Here is a 16,914-nt window from a genome sequence, read left to right on the forward strand (position 1 = left end):
GATGTTGGCGTTAGCCGAGCGTCTTGCCCAATACAAGGTGACAGGCCATACCACCCGACCAATGGCTTCTGGCAAGTTGGTGCGCGTTGTGGGGCTGACTCTGGAGGCGACAGGCTGCAAAGCCCCAGTTGGCAGCTTGTGCAAAGTCGAAACCATGAATGGAGAGGTCGAAGCAGAAGTGGTCGGCTTTTCTGGCAACAACCTGTTTTTGATGCCCAGCGAGCAAATCATTGGGGTGCTGCCAGGAGCTAAAGTCACGCCTATCACGGCCGAATCAGGATTGCCGGTTGGCATGGAACTGCTGGGACGAGTGATTGATGGCGTCGGTAATCCTCTTGATGGACTCGGTCCTATCTACACCGATCAGCGCGCTTCATTGAATGGTGTACCGCTCAATCCGCTGGCACGTAAACCGATCAGTGAACCGTTAGATGTGGGGATTAAAGCGGTCAATGGCCTCTTAACGGTAGGTAAAGGTCAGCGAATTGGTCTATTTGCCGGTTCAGGGGTCGGTAAATCGGTCACGCTCGGTATGATGACGCGTGGCACGACTGCACAAGTGGTGGTGGTTGGGCTGATCGGTGAGCGGGGACGCGAAGTTAAAGAGTTTATCGAAGAGATCCTCGGTGTCGATGGTCGTCAGCGTTCCGTTGTGGTGGCTGCGCCTGCCGATGCTTCACCCTTGATGCGTTTAAAAGGCTGCCAAACAGCGTTAACCATTGCTGAATATTTTCGTGATCAAGGCTTAGATGTTTTGTTGCTGATGGATTCGTTAACCCGCTTTGCCCAAGCACAGCGTGAAATTGCTCTCTCGGTTGGTGAGCCGCCAGCCACCAAAGGTTATCCCCCCTCGGTATTTGCTAAACTTCCTGCTTTGGTGGAGCGGGCGGGTAATGGTGGCCCCCAACAAGGTTCGATCACCGCCTTTTTTACCGTGTTAACCGAAGGTGATGATTTGCAAGATCCGATTGCCGATGCTTCGCGAGCGATTCTGGATGGTCACATCGTATTATCACGAGAGATGGCCGATGCGGGCCATTATCCGGCGATTGATGTGGAAAAATCGGTCAGCCGAGTGATGCCACAGATCACCACCGATGAACATATGTTGATGTCTAAGGCGGTGAGGCAGATCCTTTCGGTATGTCGTAAGAATCAAGATTTAGTCTCGATTGGTGCCTATAAACCCGGTACTGATAAAGCGATTGATGCGGCCTTCACGCTCAAACCTAAACTCGATCAATACCTGCAACAGGCAATGAAAGAAACGGTACCCTATGAGATGTGCGTTAATATGCTACGCCATGTGTTGAGCAGCTAAAGGGAAGTGCTAAATGGATAACGCATTAGATTTTCTGCTCGAACAGATCCAAGAACAAGAAGATCAAGCGGTGCTGGCACTGAGTAAAGCGCGCAGCGAGCTGGAGAGCTATTACCAGCAACTGCGACAGATAGAGCAGTATCGCTTAGAATATTGTCAGCAGTTGGTGGCACGTGGTCAATCTGGGCTAACCGCCAGTCAATATGGTCACTTAAATCGCTTTCTCACTCAGCTTGATGAAACGCTGGCCAAACAAAGAAGTGCTGAACAGCACTTTCAGCTACAGGTTGAAAATAGCCAACAACACTGGATGAGCCTGCGTCAAAAGCGTAAATCTTACCAATGGTTGATTGAGAAAAAACAAGTAGAACGCCAGCAATTACAAGCCAAACGCGAGCAAAATCAGATGGATGAATTTTCCACGCTGATATTTAATCGGCGTCGTCTCACCTTATAGGTCGTCTCTCCTTACCGTTTGCTGCTCGGCTTACCAAGGTTCGCTGCTATCGTGATTCAGTGTTTTTGGTTTATCTGGCGTGTTTTTTGCTTGGTTTTTTGTAACCACGACCGATAGGTCAATCATGAGCGATGAGTTGATAGCCTGGGATTGCACGGATGGCCAGCTTGGCCAATACCTAAACTCATATCCCACTGTGCGAGTAGCGAATATGAATGTAAACCTCACCCCATCGTCTGAAGCGAATAAAGCCAGCTCTGTAGCGCAAAGCACCGCAACGGGTATCGAGGCGCAAGATAACCAATCTAACACAGGTTTTTTTGCCCAGTTACATAGTCTGATTTTTGGTGCTAAAGCGGCAGATCGAGACGACACAGAGCAAATTGCAGCCAGCGCGCAGCAACTGGCCAATCGGCTTTCAGCAACCGAGCACTCGGCTGTTGATGAACAGATCGAAGATGCCGAACAAACGGTAGGCGAGCTATCGTCGACGACAGACGACCTCGCTTTGCTCGATAGCGAGGTGTTTGCCGATCCGGCTTTTGATAGCCAAGCCGCGCCTGATAGCGATGAGCGCCGTGCATTAACCTCTGATGTACTAGAGCGAAAAGCTGCACAAGCGATCAGCGAGGGGGATCAGTTGCTTGGTCGTTTGCAACAAGCCAATCAAGTGTTGAATACTCAGCACGGCAAAAGCTTGCCGACGGCTGAGATGGCAGAGATTGAGTCCGATAATAGGCTTTCATTATTTGAAGCAGAAGAAGCCGCGGGGGCGCTAGACTCTTTTGCTTCGTTGGTCGCGCCATCGGCGATAATCGGTACCGAGCAAGCTCAACCCACAGTTGCGCATATGATGGCGGATGGAGCAAACGAACCGGACTCTGGCTTAGGCAGTGCTGAGTTTGCGCCAGCAATAAATGCGCTGTCCACTCCACCCTCTGAGGTCAGTGAGTTAGGTCTGGCGGCAATTCCTTGGCGAACGGCTGTACTTGAGGATCCTGTTCACAGCAAAGGATTTACTGCGGATCGGCTGGCTCCGCAATCGACAGGACAATCGGCTACCGCCGTCGTTAGTAGTGGTTTATCACCGCATCTTGCCACTAATGATGCTATCGACATGTTGGGTGTGGCGGCGCCCACGGCCTCTTCGCTGCTAAGTGCTCAGGCAAACTTGAATCCAGAATCATTAATGGCCGACTCAGCACTGCTCGCCAGTTTCGCTAGCCGCGGGGTGACAGAGCCTATGCGCTCAATCACCGCTGAGTCTGGGCAAGAGGGGCTGGCTGAACAAATCGCCGCCGCCGCAGGCTTGAGTGGACCAACCGCAACTTCGCCGCGCGCTGAGTCAAGCGTAGCCGTGAATCCTGCTAGCGCATTGCATTTGCATAAAGATCTGGCCGCAGAACAGATGGCAGAACGGGTGCAAATGATGCTATCGAAGAATTTGAAAAATATCGATATTCGTCTTGATCCACCAGAAATGGGCCGTTTGCAGATCCGACTCAATATGCAAGGAGATGGCGCGAATGTTCACTTTACGGTAGCCAATTCCCAAGCGCGAGATCTGTTAGAGCAAACCTTGCCAAGGCTGCGCGAAATGCTGGCTCAGCAAGGCGTGCAATTAGGTGAAAGCTCAGTACAGCAGCAAAGTACAGGACAGCAACAAAATTGGCAGCAAAGCACAGAATTTGCGCAAACTAGCCGCCATGAACCATGGCATAGCGAAGAAAAGGTTGATACCGACATCAAACTTGATTTGAATGTGGCAACAAAGCGTGATGGAATTAGTTATTACGCTTAAACTTATACAAAATTAACCACATACAGAGGTCATTATGGCAGAACAAGATCTGGCAACCACCGCCCCGAAGGGCAAGAGTAAACTGCTGCTGATGATTATTGCTGGCGTGGTATTGCTGCTCGGTGTGGCTGGCGCGGCATTTTTTATGCTGGGTTCAGAAGATAAAACCACGGCAGGAGATTCGCAAAGCGGGCAATCGGCTGCCAACCAAATCGCGCCAGTCGCTTATGTTAATATTGCGCAACCCTTTGTGTTTAATGTCACCGGTGATAGTCGTGATCGCATGGTGCAGATTAAGGTGCAATTGATGGTGCGTGGTGGTGAAAATGAGAATTTAGCCCGTTACCACTCTCCTCTGATCGAAAGCTCTTTGTTGGCGACCTTTGCTTCGGCAACGGTTGAGCAGTTGCGTACTCCTAATGGCCGAATTGAACTGCGTGATAAAGCGACGGAAGACATTAAAGCGGCACTCAATATGGCCGTCGGCAAGCCAGTGATTGAAAAAGTGCTGTTTACCGACTTTGTAATGCAATAGGTGACATGTGACTGATTTATTAAGCCAAGACGAGATTGATGCACTACTGCACGGTGTGGATAGTGTGGATGAGGAAGAAGAGGAGTTACCCCAATCGGGTTCCAGTGCTACCAGCTTCGATTTTTCTTCCCAAGATCGTATCGTTCGTGGGCGAATGCCAACGCTGGAGCTTATCAATGAACGTTTTGCACGCCACTTACGCATCAGTCTGTTTAATATGTTGCGAAAAACGGCTGAGGTATCAATTAACGGCGTACAAATGATGAAATTTGGTGAATACCAAAATACTTTGTACGTTCCAACCAGTTTGAACATGGTGCGTTTTCGTCCATTAAAAGGCACCGCCTTGGTCACCATGGAAGCCCGCTTAGTGTTTATTTTGGTGGAAAACTTCTTTGGTGGTGATGGTCGCTACCATGCGCGTATTGAAGGGCGTGAATTTACCCCGACAGAACGCCGCGTGATCCAGTTACTGCTCAAAATCGTGTTTGCTGACTATAAAGAAGCGTGGTCGCCAGTGATGGGGGTCGAGTTCGAATACCTCGATTCTGAAGTGAACCCGAGTATGGCGAATATTGTCAGCCCGACCGAAGTGATCGTGGTGAGCTCATTCCACGTTGAAGTGGATGGTGGCGGTGGTGATTTCCACATGGTGATGCCTTACTCGATGGTAGAGCCGATCCGCGAACTGCTCGATGCGGGTGTGCAGTCGGATAAGATGGAAACTGACGTGCGTTGGAGCACGGCGCTGCGTGAAGAGATCATGGATGTGCCGGTCAATTTTCGCGTCAATTTGCTCGAAATGGATATTGCCCTGCGCGATCTGATGGAGCTGCAAGTAGGGGATGTGATCCCGGTTAAAATGCCAGAGCACGCAGTGATGTTTGTCGAAGAGCTGCCGACCTACCGTGTTAAAATGGGCCGTTCCGGTGAAAAACTGGCGGTACAAGTGTCCGAAAAAATCAAACGGCCGGATGTGGTGAAAACCGATCTGGCATTTTTAGGTAAAGATATTATGGCCGAGTTTGAAAACGCAGAACAAGATGGGTTTGAGTAAGTCACTCCCCGTTATTCGTTCGCGGTAACTTGGTCATTTGCAGAGTAGTGCTGTCGTTCAGCACATCATGATCAGAACAATAGGTAGTTGAAGATGGGAAAAAGTGAAGATGAAAGACTCGCCGAAGAGTGGGCTGCGGCACTAGGGGAAGATCCGAATGCGCCGGATATTGATATCGATGAAATATTGGCCGCACCACTGGAAGAGCTAAAAAACACTGCGCCTGCATTTTCTGAGGATGAGCGGCGTAAACTGGATACCATCATGGATATTCCAGTTACCATTTCAATGGAAGTTGGCCGTTCTAAAATCAGTATTCGTAATTTATTGCAGCTTAACCAAGGCTCGGTGGTGGAGTTGGATCGGATTGCCGGTGAATCACTGGATGTGATGGTAAATGGTACCCTGATTGCGCATGGTGAAGTGGTCGTGGTCAACGACAAATTTGGGATCCGTTTAACTGACGTGATCAGCCAAACTGAACGTATCAAGAAATTGAGATAACCGATGCGAAAATGGGCAACTCTGCTGGTTATCCCGATCCCAGCTCTGGCGGCACCTAGCAGCCAACTCGATTTAGCGACCACTTTGGGGTCGCTGTTGTTGGTGATAGGGCTGATCTTATTTTTGGCCTGGTTGCTAAAACGGATGCGAGTTCCGGTGTTTGGCCAATCCAATGGTTTAAGTGTGGTTAAACAGTTACCGGTTGGCACCAAAGAGCGGGTAATGATTATTCAAGCCGGGGAGCAACAGTATTTAATTGGCGTGACCAGCCAATCGATCCAATTGCTCGCCCAACTTGAGCAGCCGTTGCCGCAAGAGGTACAGCCCAGCAGCCCGTTTTCCAACCAATTGATGCAGTTACTAAAAAAACATGAAACAGACGCAAAAAGTTAATTTCACCACTTGGTTGATCGCTGGCTTATCGACTTGGCTGCTGTCGAGTTTACTCGGGTTTACTGCGCTGGCTTTTGCCGAAGAGCCGCTGGCCACCAGCATACCATCAACTGCCGCTGGCGCTTCATCGGTCACGGTTACCGCACTGGAAAGAGAGCAAGGGAACGCCAGAACCATGGCATTAGGCAGTCGCAGTGGTGGCGGTGGGATCCCCGCTTTTACTATGACCAGCAATCCTGATGGTAGTGAAGATTACTCGATCAATCTGCAAATTTTAGCGCTGATGACCATGCTCGGCTTCTTGCCGGCGATGGTCATTTTAATGACCTCATTTACGCGGATCGTGGTGGTGATGTCGATTCTGCGTCAAGCGATGGGTTTACAACAGACCCCCTCCAATCAAGTGATTATCGGTATTGCGCTGTTTTTAACCTTCTTCATTATGGCTCCGGTGTTTAACCAAATTAATCAACAAGCGGTGCAGCCCTATCTGGATGAGCAGATCTCTGCCCGCCAAGCCTTTGATGTCGCCCAGCAGCCACTGAAAGCCTTTATGCTCAAACAGACTCGGGTGAATGATTTGGAAACCTTCGTTGCCATGTCGGGATCACAAGTGACCGAGCCGGAGCAAGTTTCGATGGCGGTGCTCATTCCGGCTTTTATCACCTCTGAGCTGAAAACCGCGTTTCAAATCGGCTTTATGCTGTTTTTACCATTTTTAATCATCGATTTGGTGGTAGCTTCGGTGTTGATGGCGATGGGTATGATGATGCTGTCGCCGATGATTGTCTCATTACCGTTTAAATTGATGTTATTCGTGTTGGTGGATGGTTGGAATCTGATCTTATCGACCTTAGCCAGCAGCTTTGCCTTATGATGGAAACGACAATATGACCCCAGAGATATTTGTCGAACTGTTTCGCGAAGCACTATGGATGGTGCTGGTCATGGTGTGTGCCATCATCATACCGAGCTTGATGATTGGCCTCGTGGTGGCGATTTTTCAAGCGGCGACCTCGATTAACGAGCAGACGCTGAGCTTTTTACCGCGTCTGATCATCACGCTATTAGCCTTGATGTTCTTTGGGCATTGGATGACCCAAATGCTGATGGATTTTTTCTACAGCATGGTTGAGCGCCTGCCGCAGATTCTGTACTAGGAGCACTTATGGAGTACCCAGCCAGTGTCGTGCTCGATTTCATTGCCAACTATTTTTGGCCCTATACGCGTATTGCTGCCATGTTGATGGTGATGTCGGTGACTGGTGCGCGTTTTGTTCCTGCCCGTGTGCGCCTCTATCTTGGCTTAGCTTTGACGCTGGCGGTGATGCCCGCCATTCCTGCCGTCCCTGCCGATATCGCGTTGCTGTCGCTGCGCGGTTTTATGATCACCTTTGAACAGGTGGTAATTGGCATGGCGATGGGCATGGTGACTCAATTTTTAGTGCAATCTTTTGTGATGCTTGGTCAAATCTTGGGGATGCAATCGAGCCTTGGTTTTGCCTCGATGGTCGATCCTGCCAACGGTCAAAATACGCCGGTATTGGGGCAGATGTTTATGCTGCTCACCACCTTATTTTTTCTCGTCACTGATGGTCATTTAAAAATGATCCAATTAGTGGTGTTTAGCTTTAAAAGCTTGCCGATTGGCAGTGGCTCATTGACCGCGGTTGATTATCGCGAGCTGGCACTGTGGCTCGGCATCATGTTTAAAGCCGCATTGGCCATGTCACTTTCTGGCATCATTGCCTTGCTCACCGTCAACCTTTCCTTTGGTGTGATGACTCGTGCCGCACCGCAGCTGAACATTTTTTCGCTCGGTTTTTCATTTGCATTACTGGTCGGCTTATTGCTGTGTTGGTACATCCTCAATGGTTTGTACACCCATTACGAAATTTATTGGCAAGAGGCGGAAGAGCAGATTTGTCGCCTGATCCGCTTGAGCTGCTAGGGGGCTGATATGGCAGAATCGGATGGACAAGAAAGGACAGAAGCGGCCACCCCCCGAAGGTTGCAGCAGGCCAAGGAAAAAGGCCAAGTTGCGCGATCGAAAGAGTTGGCTTCTGTCTCAGTATTAGTGATTGGCGCGTTATCACTGATGTGGTTTGGTGAAACGCTGGCTCATGGACTGATGGCCGCGATGCAGCGTCTGTTTGCCTTGAGTCGTGAGGAAATTTTTGATGTAGGCAAACTATTCGATATCGTGGCCGGTGTCTTGATCGGTTTGTTGTGGCCATTGTTGCTGATTTTGATCACCTTGTTTGTTGCCGCCTTGCTTGGCGCAGCAGGCGTCGGCGGGGTCAGCTTTTCCGCAGAAGCTGCGATGCCCAAACTGTCGAAAATCAATCCACTCAGTGGGTTGAAGCGAATGTTTGGTTTAAAAAGTTGGGTCGAGCTGATCAAATCAATCCTCAAAGTGCTGCTGGTGGCGGGGATGGCCTTTTATCTGATTGAGTCATCCAAAACCGATCTGTTTCAACTCAGTTTTGATGTTTATCCGCAAAACATTTTTCACGCGCTCGATATTTTACTTAACTTTATTTTGCTGATCAGTTGCTCACTGCTGGTAGTTGTGGCGATTGATATTCCTTTTCAGATTTGGCAGCACAGCGAACAACTGAAAATGACCAAGCAAGAAGTGAAAGATGAGTACAAAGATACTGAAGGTAAACCGGAAGTGAAAGGGCGGATCCGTATGCTGCAACGTGAAGCTGCGCAGCGGCGTATGATGGCCGCCTTGCCACAGGCCGACGTGATCATCACCAACCCAGATCACTTTTCCGTGGCATTACGCTATAAGCAAAATACTGACAAAGCCCCAGTAGTGATTGCCAAAGGGGTAGATCATATGGCGCTGAAAATTCGTGAAATTGCCCGCGAATACGATATTACCATTGTACCTGCGCCCCCTTTGGCGCGAGCGCTGTATCATACCACCGAGCTAGAGCAGCAGATCCCCGATGGTTTATTCGTGGCAGTGGCGCAAGTATTAGCTTTTGTGTTCCAGTTAAAACAGTACCGCCGTAAAGGGGGACAACGACCCAAACTCAACCCAGATAGCATGCCGATCCCAACGGATATGCGCTATTAAAACTAGCACAGTGTCAAACTCGGCTTAGCTTGGATTATTTTTCGGGAATCGAGAGCAGCACTAACAACGCACCGCCACCACCAAATTCGAGTGGAGCTTGGTGGAATGCTAACACTTCTGGGTGCTGGGCCAACCACAGTGGTACATTTTGCTTTAAGATGTGTTTGCCTATCCCATGTTGCACACAGGCACAATGCACGTTGTTTTTTAAGCAGTAGCTGATCATCGCGCCTAATTCGCGTTTGGCTTCTTGCTGAGTCATGCCGTGCATATCCAAAAACACATCTGGCACGTACACTCCACGGCGCAACCTTTTCACTTCATATTTCGAAACATCACTGCGCGCATAGCGTGTAGGTCCTTCATCACTCAAATGTGGCATAAATTGATCGGAGAAATAGAAATCGTTGTCGCAAGCTTCCCGTTCGCTACGCTGGATTTCTTTTTGCTTGGGATTTCTGTTTGGAGCGTGGAATATGGTATCCTGACGCAACTTTTTTACGCCCTGTACTTCGTCACGAAACAGTGAGAAATCGTCGTCAACATTCTCGTTATCGCGAGCATTGTGGGCTATGTTCTGCTGGTGTTTATTCATTGGTGGGACGTATTTGGGTTACTGTAAATTGATGACGCAGTATTGTAGCGCTTTTTGGAGGCAATTTTGGATAAGATTTTCGTTGAGGAGGCGGTTGCAGAACTGCATACCTTGCAAGACATGATTCGTTGGACGGTGAGTCGTTTTAACGCCGCTAACCTATTTTATGGTCAAGGCACAGATAACGCTTGGGATGAAGCGGTACAACTGATTTTGCCAACGCTCTATCTACCGATTGATGTGCCTCCGCATGTTTTGAATTCTCGCCTAACTAATAGTGAGCGTTTACGTGTGGTTGAGCGGGTGATCCGCCGGATTAATGAACGTACTCCTGTCGCCTATCTGACCAATAAAGCCTGGTTCTGCGGGCTGGAGTTTTTCGTTGATCAACGCGTACTGGTGCCGCGCTCGCCGATCGGTGAGTTGATCCAAAACCGCTTTGAACCTTGGTTGAGCGAAGAGCCAACCCGGATTATGGATTTGTGTACCGGTAGTGGTTGTATTGCGATTGCCTGTGCCAACGCATTTCCTGACGCGGAAGTGGATGCGATTGATATTTCGCTGGATGCGCTACAAGTTGCCGAGCAAAACATTCAAGATCATGGTTTAGAGCAGCAAGTTTTCCCGATCCGTTCTGATCTGTTCCGAGACTTACCGGTCGAGCCGTATGATCTGATCGTGACCAATCCTCCTTATGTCGATCAGGAAGATATGGATAGCCTGCCTAGCGAATTTCGTCATGAGCCAGAATTGGGTCTTGCAGCAGGTAGCGATGGCTTGAAGCTGGCGCGTCGGATCTTGGCCAATGCACCAGCCTATTTAAAAGAGAATGGGATTTTAGTGTGCGAAGTGGGTAACTCTATGGTGCATATGATGGAGCAGTATCCCCATATCCCATTTACTTGGTTAGAGTTTGAAAATGGTGGCCACGGGGTGTTCTTGTTAACTCGTGAGCAACTGATTGACTGTGCCGCGGATTTTGCACTGTATAAAGATTAAGCATCAATATTCAGTCTAAATATTGATGAGCTCCTCTTAGCGCCGACTGAACCGTCGGCGTTTTTATTGGCTGCCAGTCGTAGCTGGGGGCGCTTGAGATCTAAGTCGGGTGACAGAATCGAGCGCAATCTGATGATGTTTAACACTTTACATCATTGAGCATAAACGCCACTATGAAGCCACTAACCATCGTTAATCAGTGAAAGTTAATTTTACTGAACATTGAGGAAATCATGGCAGGAAACAGTATCGGACAACATTTCCGAGTCACCACCTTCGGAGAAAGTCACGGTATCGCACTGGGATGTATTGTGGATGGCTGCCCACCAGGGCTCGCTCTCTGCGAAGCGGATTTACAAGTCGATCTCGATCGTCGTCGCCCGGGTACATCACGTTATACCACTCAGCGGCGCGAACCGGATCAAGTCAAAATTCTTTCTGGCGTCTTTGCTGGTCACACCACGGGTACATCGATTGGACTGTTGATCGAAAATACTGACCAACGCTCGCAAGATTATTCAGAGATTAAAGATAAGTTTCGCCCCGGACATGCGGACTACACTTACCAGCAAAAATATGGTACGCGAGATTATCGCGGTGGTGGCCGTTCATCGGCACGTGAAACCGCAATGCGTGTCGCAGCCGGCGCGATTGCCAAAAAATATCTGCAGCAAGAATTTGGTATTCAAGTGCGGGCTTATTTGTCACAGATGGGTGAGATTGCGATAGATAAAGTCGATTGGGACCAGATTGAACACAACGATTTTTTCTGCCCAGATGCTGATAAAGTCGCGGCATTTGATGCACTGATCCGTGATTTGAAAAAACAGGGCGATTCGATTGGTGCCAAAGTTCAAGTGGTGGCGACCGGGGTTCCGGTTGGACTAGGCGAACCCGTATTTGATCGCTTGGATGCGGATATTGCCCATGCACTGATGAGCATTAATGCGGTGAAAGGGGTAGAAATCGGTGATGGTTTTGCTGTGGTGCAGCAAAAAGGTAGCCAACATCGTGATCCGCTGACCCCGCAAGGATTTCGCTCTAACCATGCCGGTGGCATTTTAGGCGGCATTTCCAGTGGGCAGAATATTGTGGCGAGCATCGCGCTCAAACCGACCTCAAGTATTACCATTCCGGGTGAGACGATTGATCTGCACGGAGCCGCAACCGAGCTTATTACTAAAGGGCGTCATGATCCTTGTGTGGGGATCCGTGCCGTTCCGATTGCTGAAGCGATGTTAGCGATTGTGTTGATGGATCACCTGCTGCGTCATCGTGGTCAGAATCAAGGGGTAGTAACCACCACTCCGAAAGTCTAGCTTTATTTTTAGAGCTTAGCCGCTGATAGCACAACGCCCTCGATGGAGGGCGTTGTTATTTTTACAATCCGCGACTAGTGAAGCGAGTTTTCCGCTTCTAAGTGGAATGAGGGGAGACGCCATTTAAAGCGTACTGCGGCCATGCGTAATGTGTAGCCGACCACCAGAGTGGCGATGGTACTGGGCACATCACTCACTCCCAATTCTAGCAAGGTGAGATAGAGTCCAGAGGCGATTAATGCAATTGAAGCATACAGCTCTTCATGCAATACCAGTGGTGGTTGGCGGCAAATCAAATCGCGTAATAGCCCGCCAAATACACCGGTGACCACCGCCGAAACGAGGCAGATACCAGGATGTAGCCCCATTCCCATCGCGACTTGAGTTCCGATGATCGAAAACACGATTAAGCCTAACGCATCGAGGCGAATGAATAAGCCTTTTAGCTTGATCACCCAGCGATAGATCCCTGTGGTGAGTATGCCCGCCACACAAGTGATCGCCAGATATTCAGGATGTTTAACCCAACCTAATGGGTAGTGACCCAGCAGAATATCGCGCACCGTACCACCGCCAATGGCGGTCGCACTCGCGACTAACATCACGCCAAACCAGTCCATTTTACGCCTCCCAGCACTGAGTGCGCCGGTCATGGCTTCTGCCGTAATTCCAATCACATACAAAACGCTAAGTAGCATGCGCCTTACCTTATTTCGTGCCAGGGGCTCAGATTAATGCTTATCAACTAGCTGGATAAATTGACTTGTTCACTGTTATTGCAAGCAGTTTTGAGATAGAAAAATTAAGGCAAAATTTTAGAGAATCACTAAGCAAATAAATAATGATTTTTTATAAGGTTGAAACTATTTGGATTAGAAAAAATAATGCTCAAAGTTAAGGTCTGCTGAGCGTTTTTTGGTCAGTCGAGCGAAGATCTTGCTTAACACTTTACCCGTCAATAAAAAATCGCCAGAATGCACAGCGTCATCCATTGCGACCCTGTGCCATGAATCATAACTATCAAGACTTAATTGAGATTTTCAACCAGACTTTTTTCGAGTCTTATCAGACTAAATTAGAGTTGGGTGGCGATGAGCCGATCTACCTGCCTGCGGATCAGCAGGTGAATTATCACCGGATCATTTTTGCACGAGGCTTTTACGCTTCGGCATTGCATGAAATTGCCCATTGGTGTGTGGCAGGCCCTGAGCGGCGTTTATTGGAAGATTTTGGCTACTGGTATGAACCTGATGGACGTAGTGCGCAAGTCCAGGCTGAATTTGAACGAGTAGAAATTCGTCCGCAAGCTTATGAATGGATTTTGGCACAGAGTGCTGGTTTTCGGTTTACCGTGAGTTGTGACAACCTCAATGGTGATTTTGAACCGGATCGTTTGGCATTTATGAGCAAAGTTCACACTCAAGTGCTCAATATTCTTGAACAAGGTTTACCACTACGCGTCAAAATGCTGGCTGAGGCATTGCAAGCTTTTTACCGCACTCCCGCTTTACAGGCTGAGCAGTTTATTATTCGATAACTGTTTGGTTTAAAATGCTACTGTGTAGCGGATTGATTAATCCCCGTTACCCACCACTAGCCTAATAATGAGACATCATGATTATTGAATTTGAAGAAAAACTGCTGGCTCTGATTGATGCACAAGTTGCTCATGCATCGAATGATGAACTGTTTGCGGGTGGCTATTTGCGTGGACACATACCACTGTCCGCAGCGCAGTGTGAAGAAGAGGGCATCGAGGATCTGGATGTCTTCAAACGGCAAATTGAACAGAGTATTGCCGCCGCTCGCTCGGAGCTTAGCCCGCTCGATCGGGTGATAGTGACTGAGCTTTGGCAGCAGCTTGCTCGCCAAGTATTCGCCAATCAATATCCCCTTACTACTTGAAGTTGCAGCGGTGTTGGTGACGTTCGCTCACCCCAATCACATAGTTTGTTTGGCTCTGATTTAAGGTTGTTCAATTTTTTTGAACAACTAAGTGAAAAAATTGAGATTGCTGGCTATAGGTTTGCAGACTACTCTTTATTCAACACGGATCAGGGGATACCTCAATGAAAATTATCGCTTTTGGTGCAAGCAGCAGTTCTACTTCGATTAACCAAGCGCTGGCTACTTTTGCCGCCAGTCTGATTGATGGCGCACAAGTACAAGTGTTGCATATCAATGATTACGCTGTACCTATGTTTAGTGAAGATTTGGAAAAGGAACTGGGTCATGCGGCAGGTGCGCAAGCCTTTTTAGATGATTTAGCACAAGCCGATGCCTATGTTATCTCGTTTGCTGAGCACAATGGACATCATCCAGCCGCCTATAAAAACCTGTTTGATTGGGCGACCCGTATTAATCGTGCGATGTTTGCTGACAAGCCGGCGGTGTACTTAGCCACCTCACCAGGTCCTGGTGGTGCAAAATCGGTGCTCGCCGCGGCAACCGCTGCAGCCCCTTTCTTTGGTGGTAATGTGAAAGCTTCCGTTTCTGTGCCGAGTTTCTATGACAACTTCGATGTTGAGCAAGGGGTGATCACCAATCCTGCGATAGTTGCTGAGCTGAAAGCGGCGGTGGCTAAGCTTTCTGCCTAAAAACGGCCTATTAACGCTGAAATGAATAAAGCCTCGCAGTGCGAGGCTTTTTTGATCGACTTTTGATGGTTTGACTCTTGGATACACTCTTCCTACCTGAAGCTGCAGCGGTGTTGGCGACGTTCGTTCACCCCAATTACATAGTTTGTCTATGCTCATGGGGACTCACTCACTTGCCGCCTACCTGCAACTCCAAGTGGTTTGGGTACAGCTCGATTAAGCTTTCTGAGTCAGTGCTTTTCCTTTACGCAGTTTACGTACCCACATCCGACATGGGTGTAACTGTTCTAACAGATCAACACTTAGTGGCAGAGGATCGCCACATATTTGTGAGGCGAGCAGCTCAGCCATCAGCGGTGCGCTACTTAAACCGCGTGAGCCAAGTCCAGCAAAAGCATAAAGCTGAGGATAGAGTGCAATCGGCTCCGCTTCTGGTTGCTGTGCTAACTCTCGGTATTGCTCGGTAATTTTTGTCAGTTCACCGATATTGCCAACCAAAGGCAGATGATCGCGACTCACACAGCGCACGCCTTGGCGTGATTGATTACCGCTAACATCCACTTCCAATGGCCAAGTTTGCTCAGCTAAGCAGTGGATCAGTTTTTGCGCATTTTCCTGTTGTGCTTGCGCATCAAACGTTAGCGTTAGATTTTGTCGATCATAACTTGCGCCAATGCAGTGCTGACCATTTTGCTGGCTGACTGGCGTCATATAGCCATCATAACAGAGCACGCTGTTGATTTTGCTGAGCGTATCGGTGGTTGGAATATGGCTGACCTGACCTTTAACTTTGCCGAGTGGTAAGTCGGCGGTTTGTGCCACACAGTCAAATTGATGACCACTGGCAATCACTACGGATTGATGTTGCATCACTTTATCGCCACTGTGCAGTTGCCATTGCTGTGTTTCAGGCAGCCAAGTTAGGGCATCAATCGGAGTGTGATAATGGGCGCTGAGCTTACCGGCTTGCACTAACGTATTGAGCAGTCCTTGGGTGAGTTCTGCCGGACAGAGCCAGCCGCCAAGCGGATAATGTACACTGGCTTGATCCACTGGCACGCCGACTTGTTGGTTGGTTTGCTCGGCGGATAAACCATGAACTAATGGTTCTGGGAAATCTCCCTTAAGCATACTGGTGAGTTTTTCGGTGGCTTTTTGATCCCACATTAATTGGGTCACTCCGCACCAAGCATGGTCAAAGCTTATCTGCTCTGCTGCTTGCTCAATAAATTGACGGGCAAACAGGAAGGCGGGAGCAAATACGCGTGAGACCGAGCTGTGATCGCCACTGAGCAGTGGATAGACCGCGCCTTGTCGGTTACCCGATGCGCCTTGCGCAGGTTTTTCATCGGCACAGTAAAGTGTAACGGCAATACCACGTCTGGCTAGGGTAGTCGCTAAGGTCGCACTGGCGATGCCGCCGCCAATGATGGCGACTTCTTGTAGACCTTGCGTGGCGGCAAATCGAAATTCTGGCGCGATATTGGTGTAGGGCAGTTTCTCGCGCAGACGGCCGGCCAGCATCTCCCGCTTGGTGCCAAAACCTTTGATCTTTTGCATGGCAAAACCCGCTTCGATTAAGCCGCGGCGGACAAATCCGGCTGCGGTGAAGGTGGCGCAGCTACAGCCATTTTTCGCCAGTTTCGCCATACTTTCAAACAGGCCTTGATTCCACATTTCTGGGTTTTTGCTTGGCGCAAAACCGTCGAGGAACCATGCATCGACCAAACCTTGTTCTTGGGTTGCCACTTTCGGCAGACAGTCTTTAATATCGCCAAACCACAGATCGAGCGTGATCAGTCCGTCATCTAACACAATCCGCTGACACTCAGGAATGGCTAATGGGTAGTGCTGATGCAGCTTTTGTGCGAATGGTGCCAGCTCAGGCCATGCTTGATGGGCTTGGATTAAGTCGTTTTTACTCAGCGGGTATTTTTCAAAACTAATAAAATGCAGTTGTTTGAGCTTAGCGCTGGGATTGCAGTGCCGAAATGCGACAAAAGCTTGCCAAACTGCCAGAAAATTCAGCCCAGTACCAAAACCAGTTTCCGCAATCACAAAGCGAGTTTGGTCATCATGGTGCCATCTTTGTGGTAGATGATTCTGCTCAAGGAACACATAACGTGTCTCGGCTAACCCATTGACGTTAGAGAAATAGACATCGTCAAATTGATCGGAGACTGGGGTTCCGGCTTCGTTCCAGCCAAGCTGGGCGTGAGAAATGGATGACATAGTGAACAAATTT

The 16,914-nt window shown here is 48.9% G+C and carries 19 protein-coding genes; 16 read left to right on the plus strand and 3 right to left on the minus strand.

The window, feature by feature from the left end; genetic code table 11:
* The first annotated feature begins 1 nt into the window (after nt 1).
* The 11 genes from fliI to flhB all read left to right on the plus strand — a co-directional run bounded on the left by fliI (nt 2) and on the right by flhB (nt 9,159).
* Nucleotides 2-1,321, plus strand: coding sequence for a flagellar protein export ATPase FliI (gene fliI / locus OOK74_RS03720; RefSeq protein ID WP_166013383.1), 1,320 nt, complete (start codon nt 2-4; stop codon nt 1,319-1,321).
* A 13-nt stretch (nt 1,322-1,334) separates the two neighbouring features.
* Nucleotides 1,335-1,778, plus strand: coding sequence for a flagellar export protein FliJ (gene fliJ / locus OOK74_RS03725; RefSeq protein ID WP_278183129.1), 444 nt, complete (start codon nt 1,335-1,337; stop codon nt 1,776-1,778).
* Between the two features lie 211 nt (nt 1,779-1,989).
* Nucleotides 1,990-3,579 (plus strand): flagellar hook-length control protein FliK, encoded by a 1,590-nt coding sequence (locus OOK74_RS03730; RefSeq protein ID WP_278183130.1) that lies wholly within the window; start codon nt 1,990-1,992, stop codon nt 3,577-3,579.
* A gap of 34 nt (nt 3,580-3,613) precedes the next feature.
* Nucleotides 3,614-4,114, plus strand: coding sequence for a flagellar basal body-associated protein FliL (gene fliL, locus OOK74_RS03735; protein WP_274722206.1), 501 nt, complete (start codon nt 3,614-3,616; stop codon nt 4,112-4,114).
* 7 nt (nt 4,115-4,121) lie between these two features.
* Nucleotides 4,122-5,171, plus strand: a complete 1,050-nt coding sequence (fliM, locus tag OOK74_RS03740) for a flagellar motor switch protein FliM (protein WP_274722207.1) — start codon at nt 4,122-4,124, stop codon at nt 5,169-5,171.
* A 93-nt stretch (nt 5,172-5,264) separates the two neighbouring features.
* Entirely contained in the window at nt 5,265-5,675 is a 411-nt protein-coding gene (gene fliN / locus OOK74_RS03745) for a flagellar motor switch protein FliN (RefSeq protein WP_166013378.1), read from the plus strand.
* A gap of 3 nt (nt 5,676-5,678) precedes the next feature.
* A complete protein-coding gene (gene fliO / locus OOK74_RS03750; protein ID WP_277206806.1) occupies nt 5,679-6,068 on the plus strand; it encodes a flagellar biosynthetic protein FliO in 390 nt (129 codons plus the stop codon).
* Nucleotides 6,046-6,945 carry a flagellar type III secretion system pore protein FliP gene (gene fliP, locus OOK74_RS03755; protein ID WP_278183131.1) on the plus strand — a complete coding sequence of 300 codons (900 nt, stop codon included), beginning with the start codon at nt 6,046-6,048 and terminating at the stop codon, nt 6,943-6,945. The genes fliO and fliP overlap by 23 nt, the downstream gene beginning before the upstream one ends.
* A gap of 13 nt (nt 6,946-6,958) precedes the next feature.
* Nucleotides 6,959-7,228: a flagellar biosynthesis protein FliQ gene (fliQ, locus tag OOK74_RS03760; RefSeq protein WP_166013375.1), complete on the plus strand. Its 270-nt coding sequence runs from the start codon at nt 6,959-6,961 to the stop codon at nt 7,226-7,228.
* Nucleotides 7,229-7,236: 8 nt separating this feature from the next.
* Nucleotides 7,237-8,019: a flagellar biosynthetic protein FliR gene (fliR, locus tag OOK74_RS03765; protein WP_166013374.1), complete on the plus strand. Its 783-nt coding sequence runs from the start codon at nt 7,237-7,239 to the stop codon at nt 8,017-8,019.
* Nucleotides 8,020-8,028: 9 nt separating this feature from the next.
* The gene (gene flhB / locus OOK74_RS03770) at nt 8,029-9,159 is read left to right on the plus strand and encodes a flagellar biosynthesis protein FlhB (RefSeq protein WP_278183132.1); all 1,131 of its coding nucleotides are present in this window, start codon (nt 8,029-8,031) and stop codon (nt 9,157-9,159) included.
* A gap of 34 nt (nt 9,160-9,193) precedes the next feature.
* Here the strand turns inward: flhB and smrB are convergent, their stop codons facing one another.
* The gene (gene smrB / locus OOK74_RS03775) at nt 9,194-9,754 is read right to left on the minus strand and encodes an endonuclease SmrB (protein WP_166013372.1); all 561 of its coding nucleotides are present in this window, start codon (nt 9,752-9,754) and stop codon (nt 9,194-9,196) included.
* Between the two features lie 66 nt (nt 9,755-9,820).
* Between smrB and prmB the strand changes: the two genes are divergently transcribed.
* Nucleotides 9,821-10,753 (plus strand): 50S ribosomal protein L3 N(5)-glutamine methyltransferase, encoded by a 933-nt coding sequence (gene prmB, locus OOK74_RS03780; RefSeq protein ID WP_274722212.1) that lies wholly within the window; start codon nt 9,821-9,823, stop codon nt 10,751-10,753.
* A gap of 233 nt (nt 10,754-10,986) precedes the next feature.
* Nucleotides 10,987-12,072: a chorismate synthase gene (gene aroC / locus OOK74_RS03785; protein ID WP_278183133.1), complete on the plus strand. Its 1,086-nt coding sequence runs from the start codon at nt 10,987-10,989 to the stop codon at nt 12,070-12,072.
* 74 nt (nt 12,073-12,146) lie between these two features.
* Here aroC and OOK74_RS03790 read toward each other — a convergent pair whose 3' ends face one another.
* Nucleotides 12,147-12,770 carry a trimeric intracellular cation channel family protein gene (locus OOK74_RS03790; protein WP_278183134.1) on the minus strand — a complete coding sequence of 208 codons (624 nt, stop codon included), beginning with the start codon at nt 12,768-12,770 and terminating at the stop codon, nt 12,147-12,149.
* A 308-nt stretch (nt 12,771-13,078) separates the two neighbouring features.
* Here OOK74_RS03790 and OOK74_RS03795 point away from each other — a divergent pair, with 308 nt between their 5' ends.
* From OOK74_RS03795 to OOK74_RS03805, 3 genes are all read left to right on the plus strand, one after another.
* Entirely contained in the window at nt 13,079-13,609 is a 531-nt protein-coding gene (locus OOK74_RS03795) for an elongation factor P hydroxylase (protein ID WP_278183135.1), read from the plus strand.
* A 77-nt stretch (nt 13,610-13,686) separates the two neighbouring features.
* A complete protein-coding gene (locus OOK74_RS03800) occupies nt 13,687-13,977 on the plus strand; it encodes a YfcL family protein (protein WP_278183136.1) in 291 nt (96 codons plus the stop codon).
* A gap of 164 nt (nt 13,978-14,141) precedes the next feature.
* Nucleotides 14,142-14,669 (plus strand): NADPH-dependent FMN reductase, encoded by a 528-nt coding sequence (locus tag OOK74_RS03805; RefSeq protein WP_278183137.1) that lies wholly within the window; start codon nt 14,142-14,144, stop codon nt 14,667-14,669.
* A 216-nt stretch (nt 14,670-14,885) separates the two neighbouring features.
* On the opposite strand, the gene mnmC is transcribed toward OOK74_RS03805, so the two are convergent.
* On the minus strand, nt 14,886-16,901 hold the full coding sequence (gene mnmC, locus OOK74_RS03810) for a bifunctional tRNA (5-methylaminomethyl-2-thiouridine)(34)-methyltransferase MnmC2/FAD-dependent 5-carboxymethylaminomethyl-2-thiouridine(34) oxidoreductase MnmC1 (protein ID WP_278183138.1): 2,016 nt from the start codon (nt 16,899-16,901) through the stop codon (nt 14,886-14,888).
* Between the last annotated feature and the right edge of the window lie 13 nt (nt 16,902-16,914).

Source organism: Vibrio misgurnus, assembly GCF_029635775.1.
GTDB lineage: Bacteria > Pseudomonadota > Gammaproteobacteria > Enterobacterales > Vibrionaceae > Vibrio > Vibrio chanodichtyis.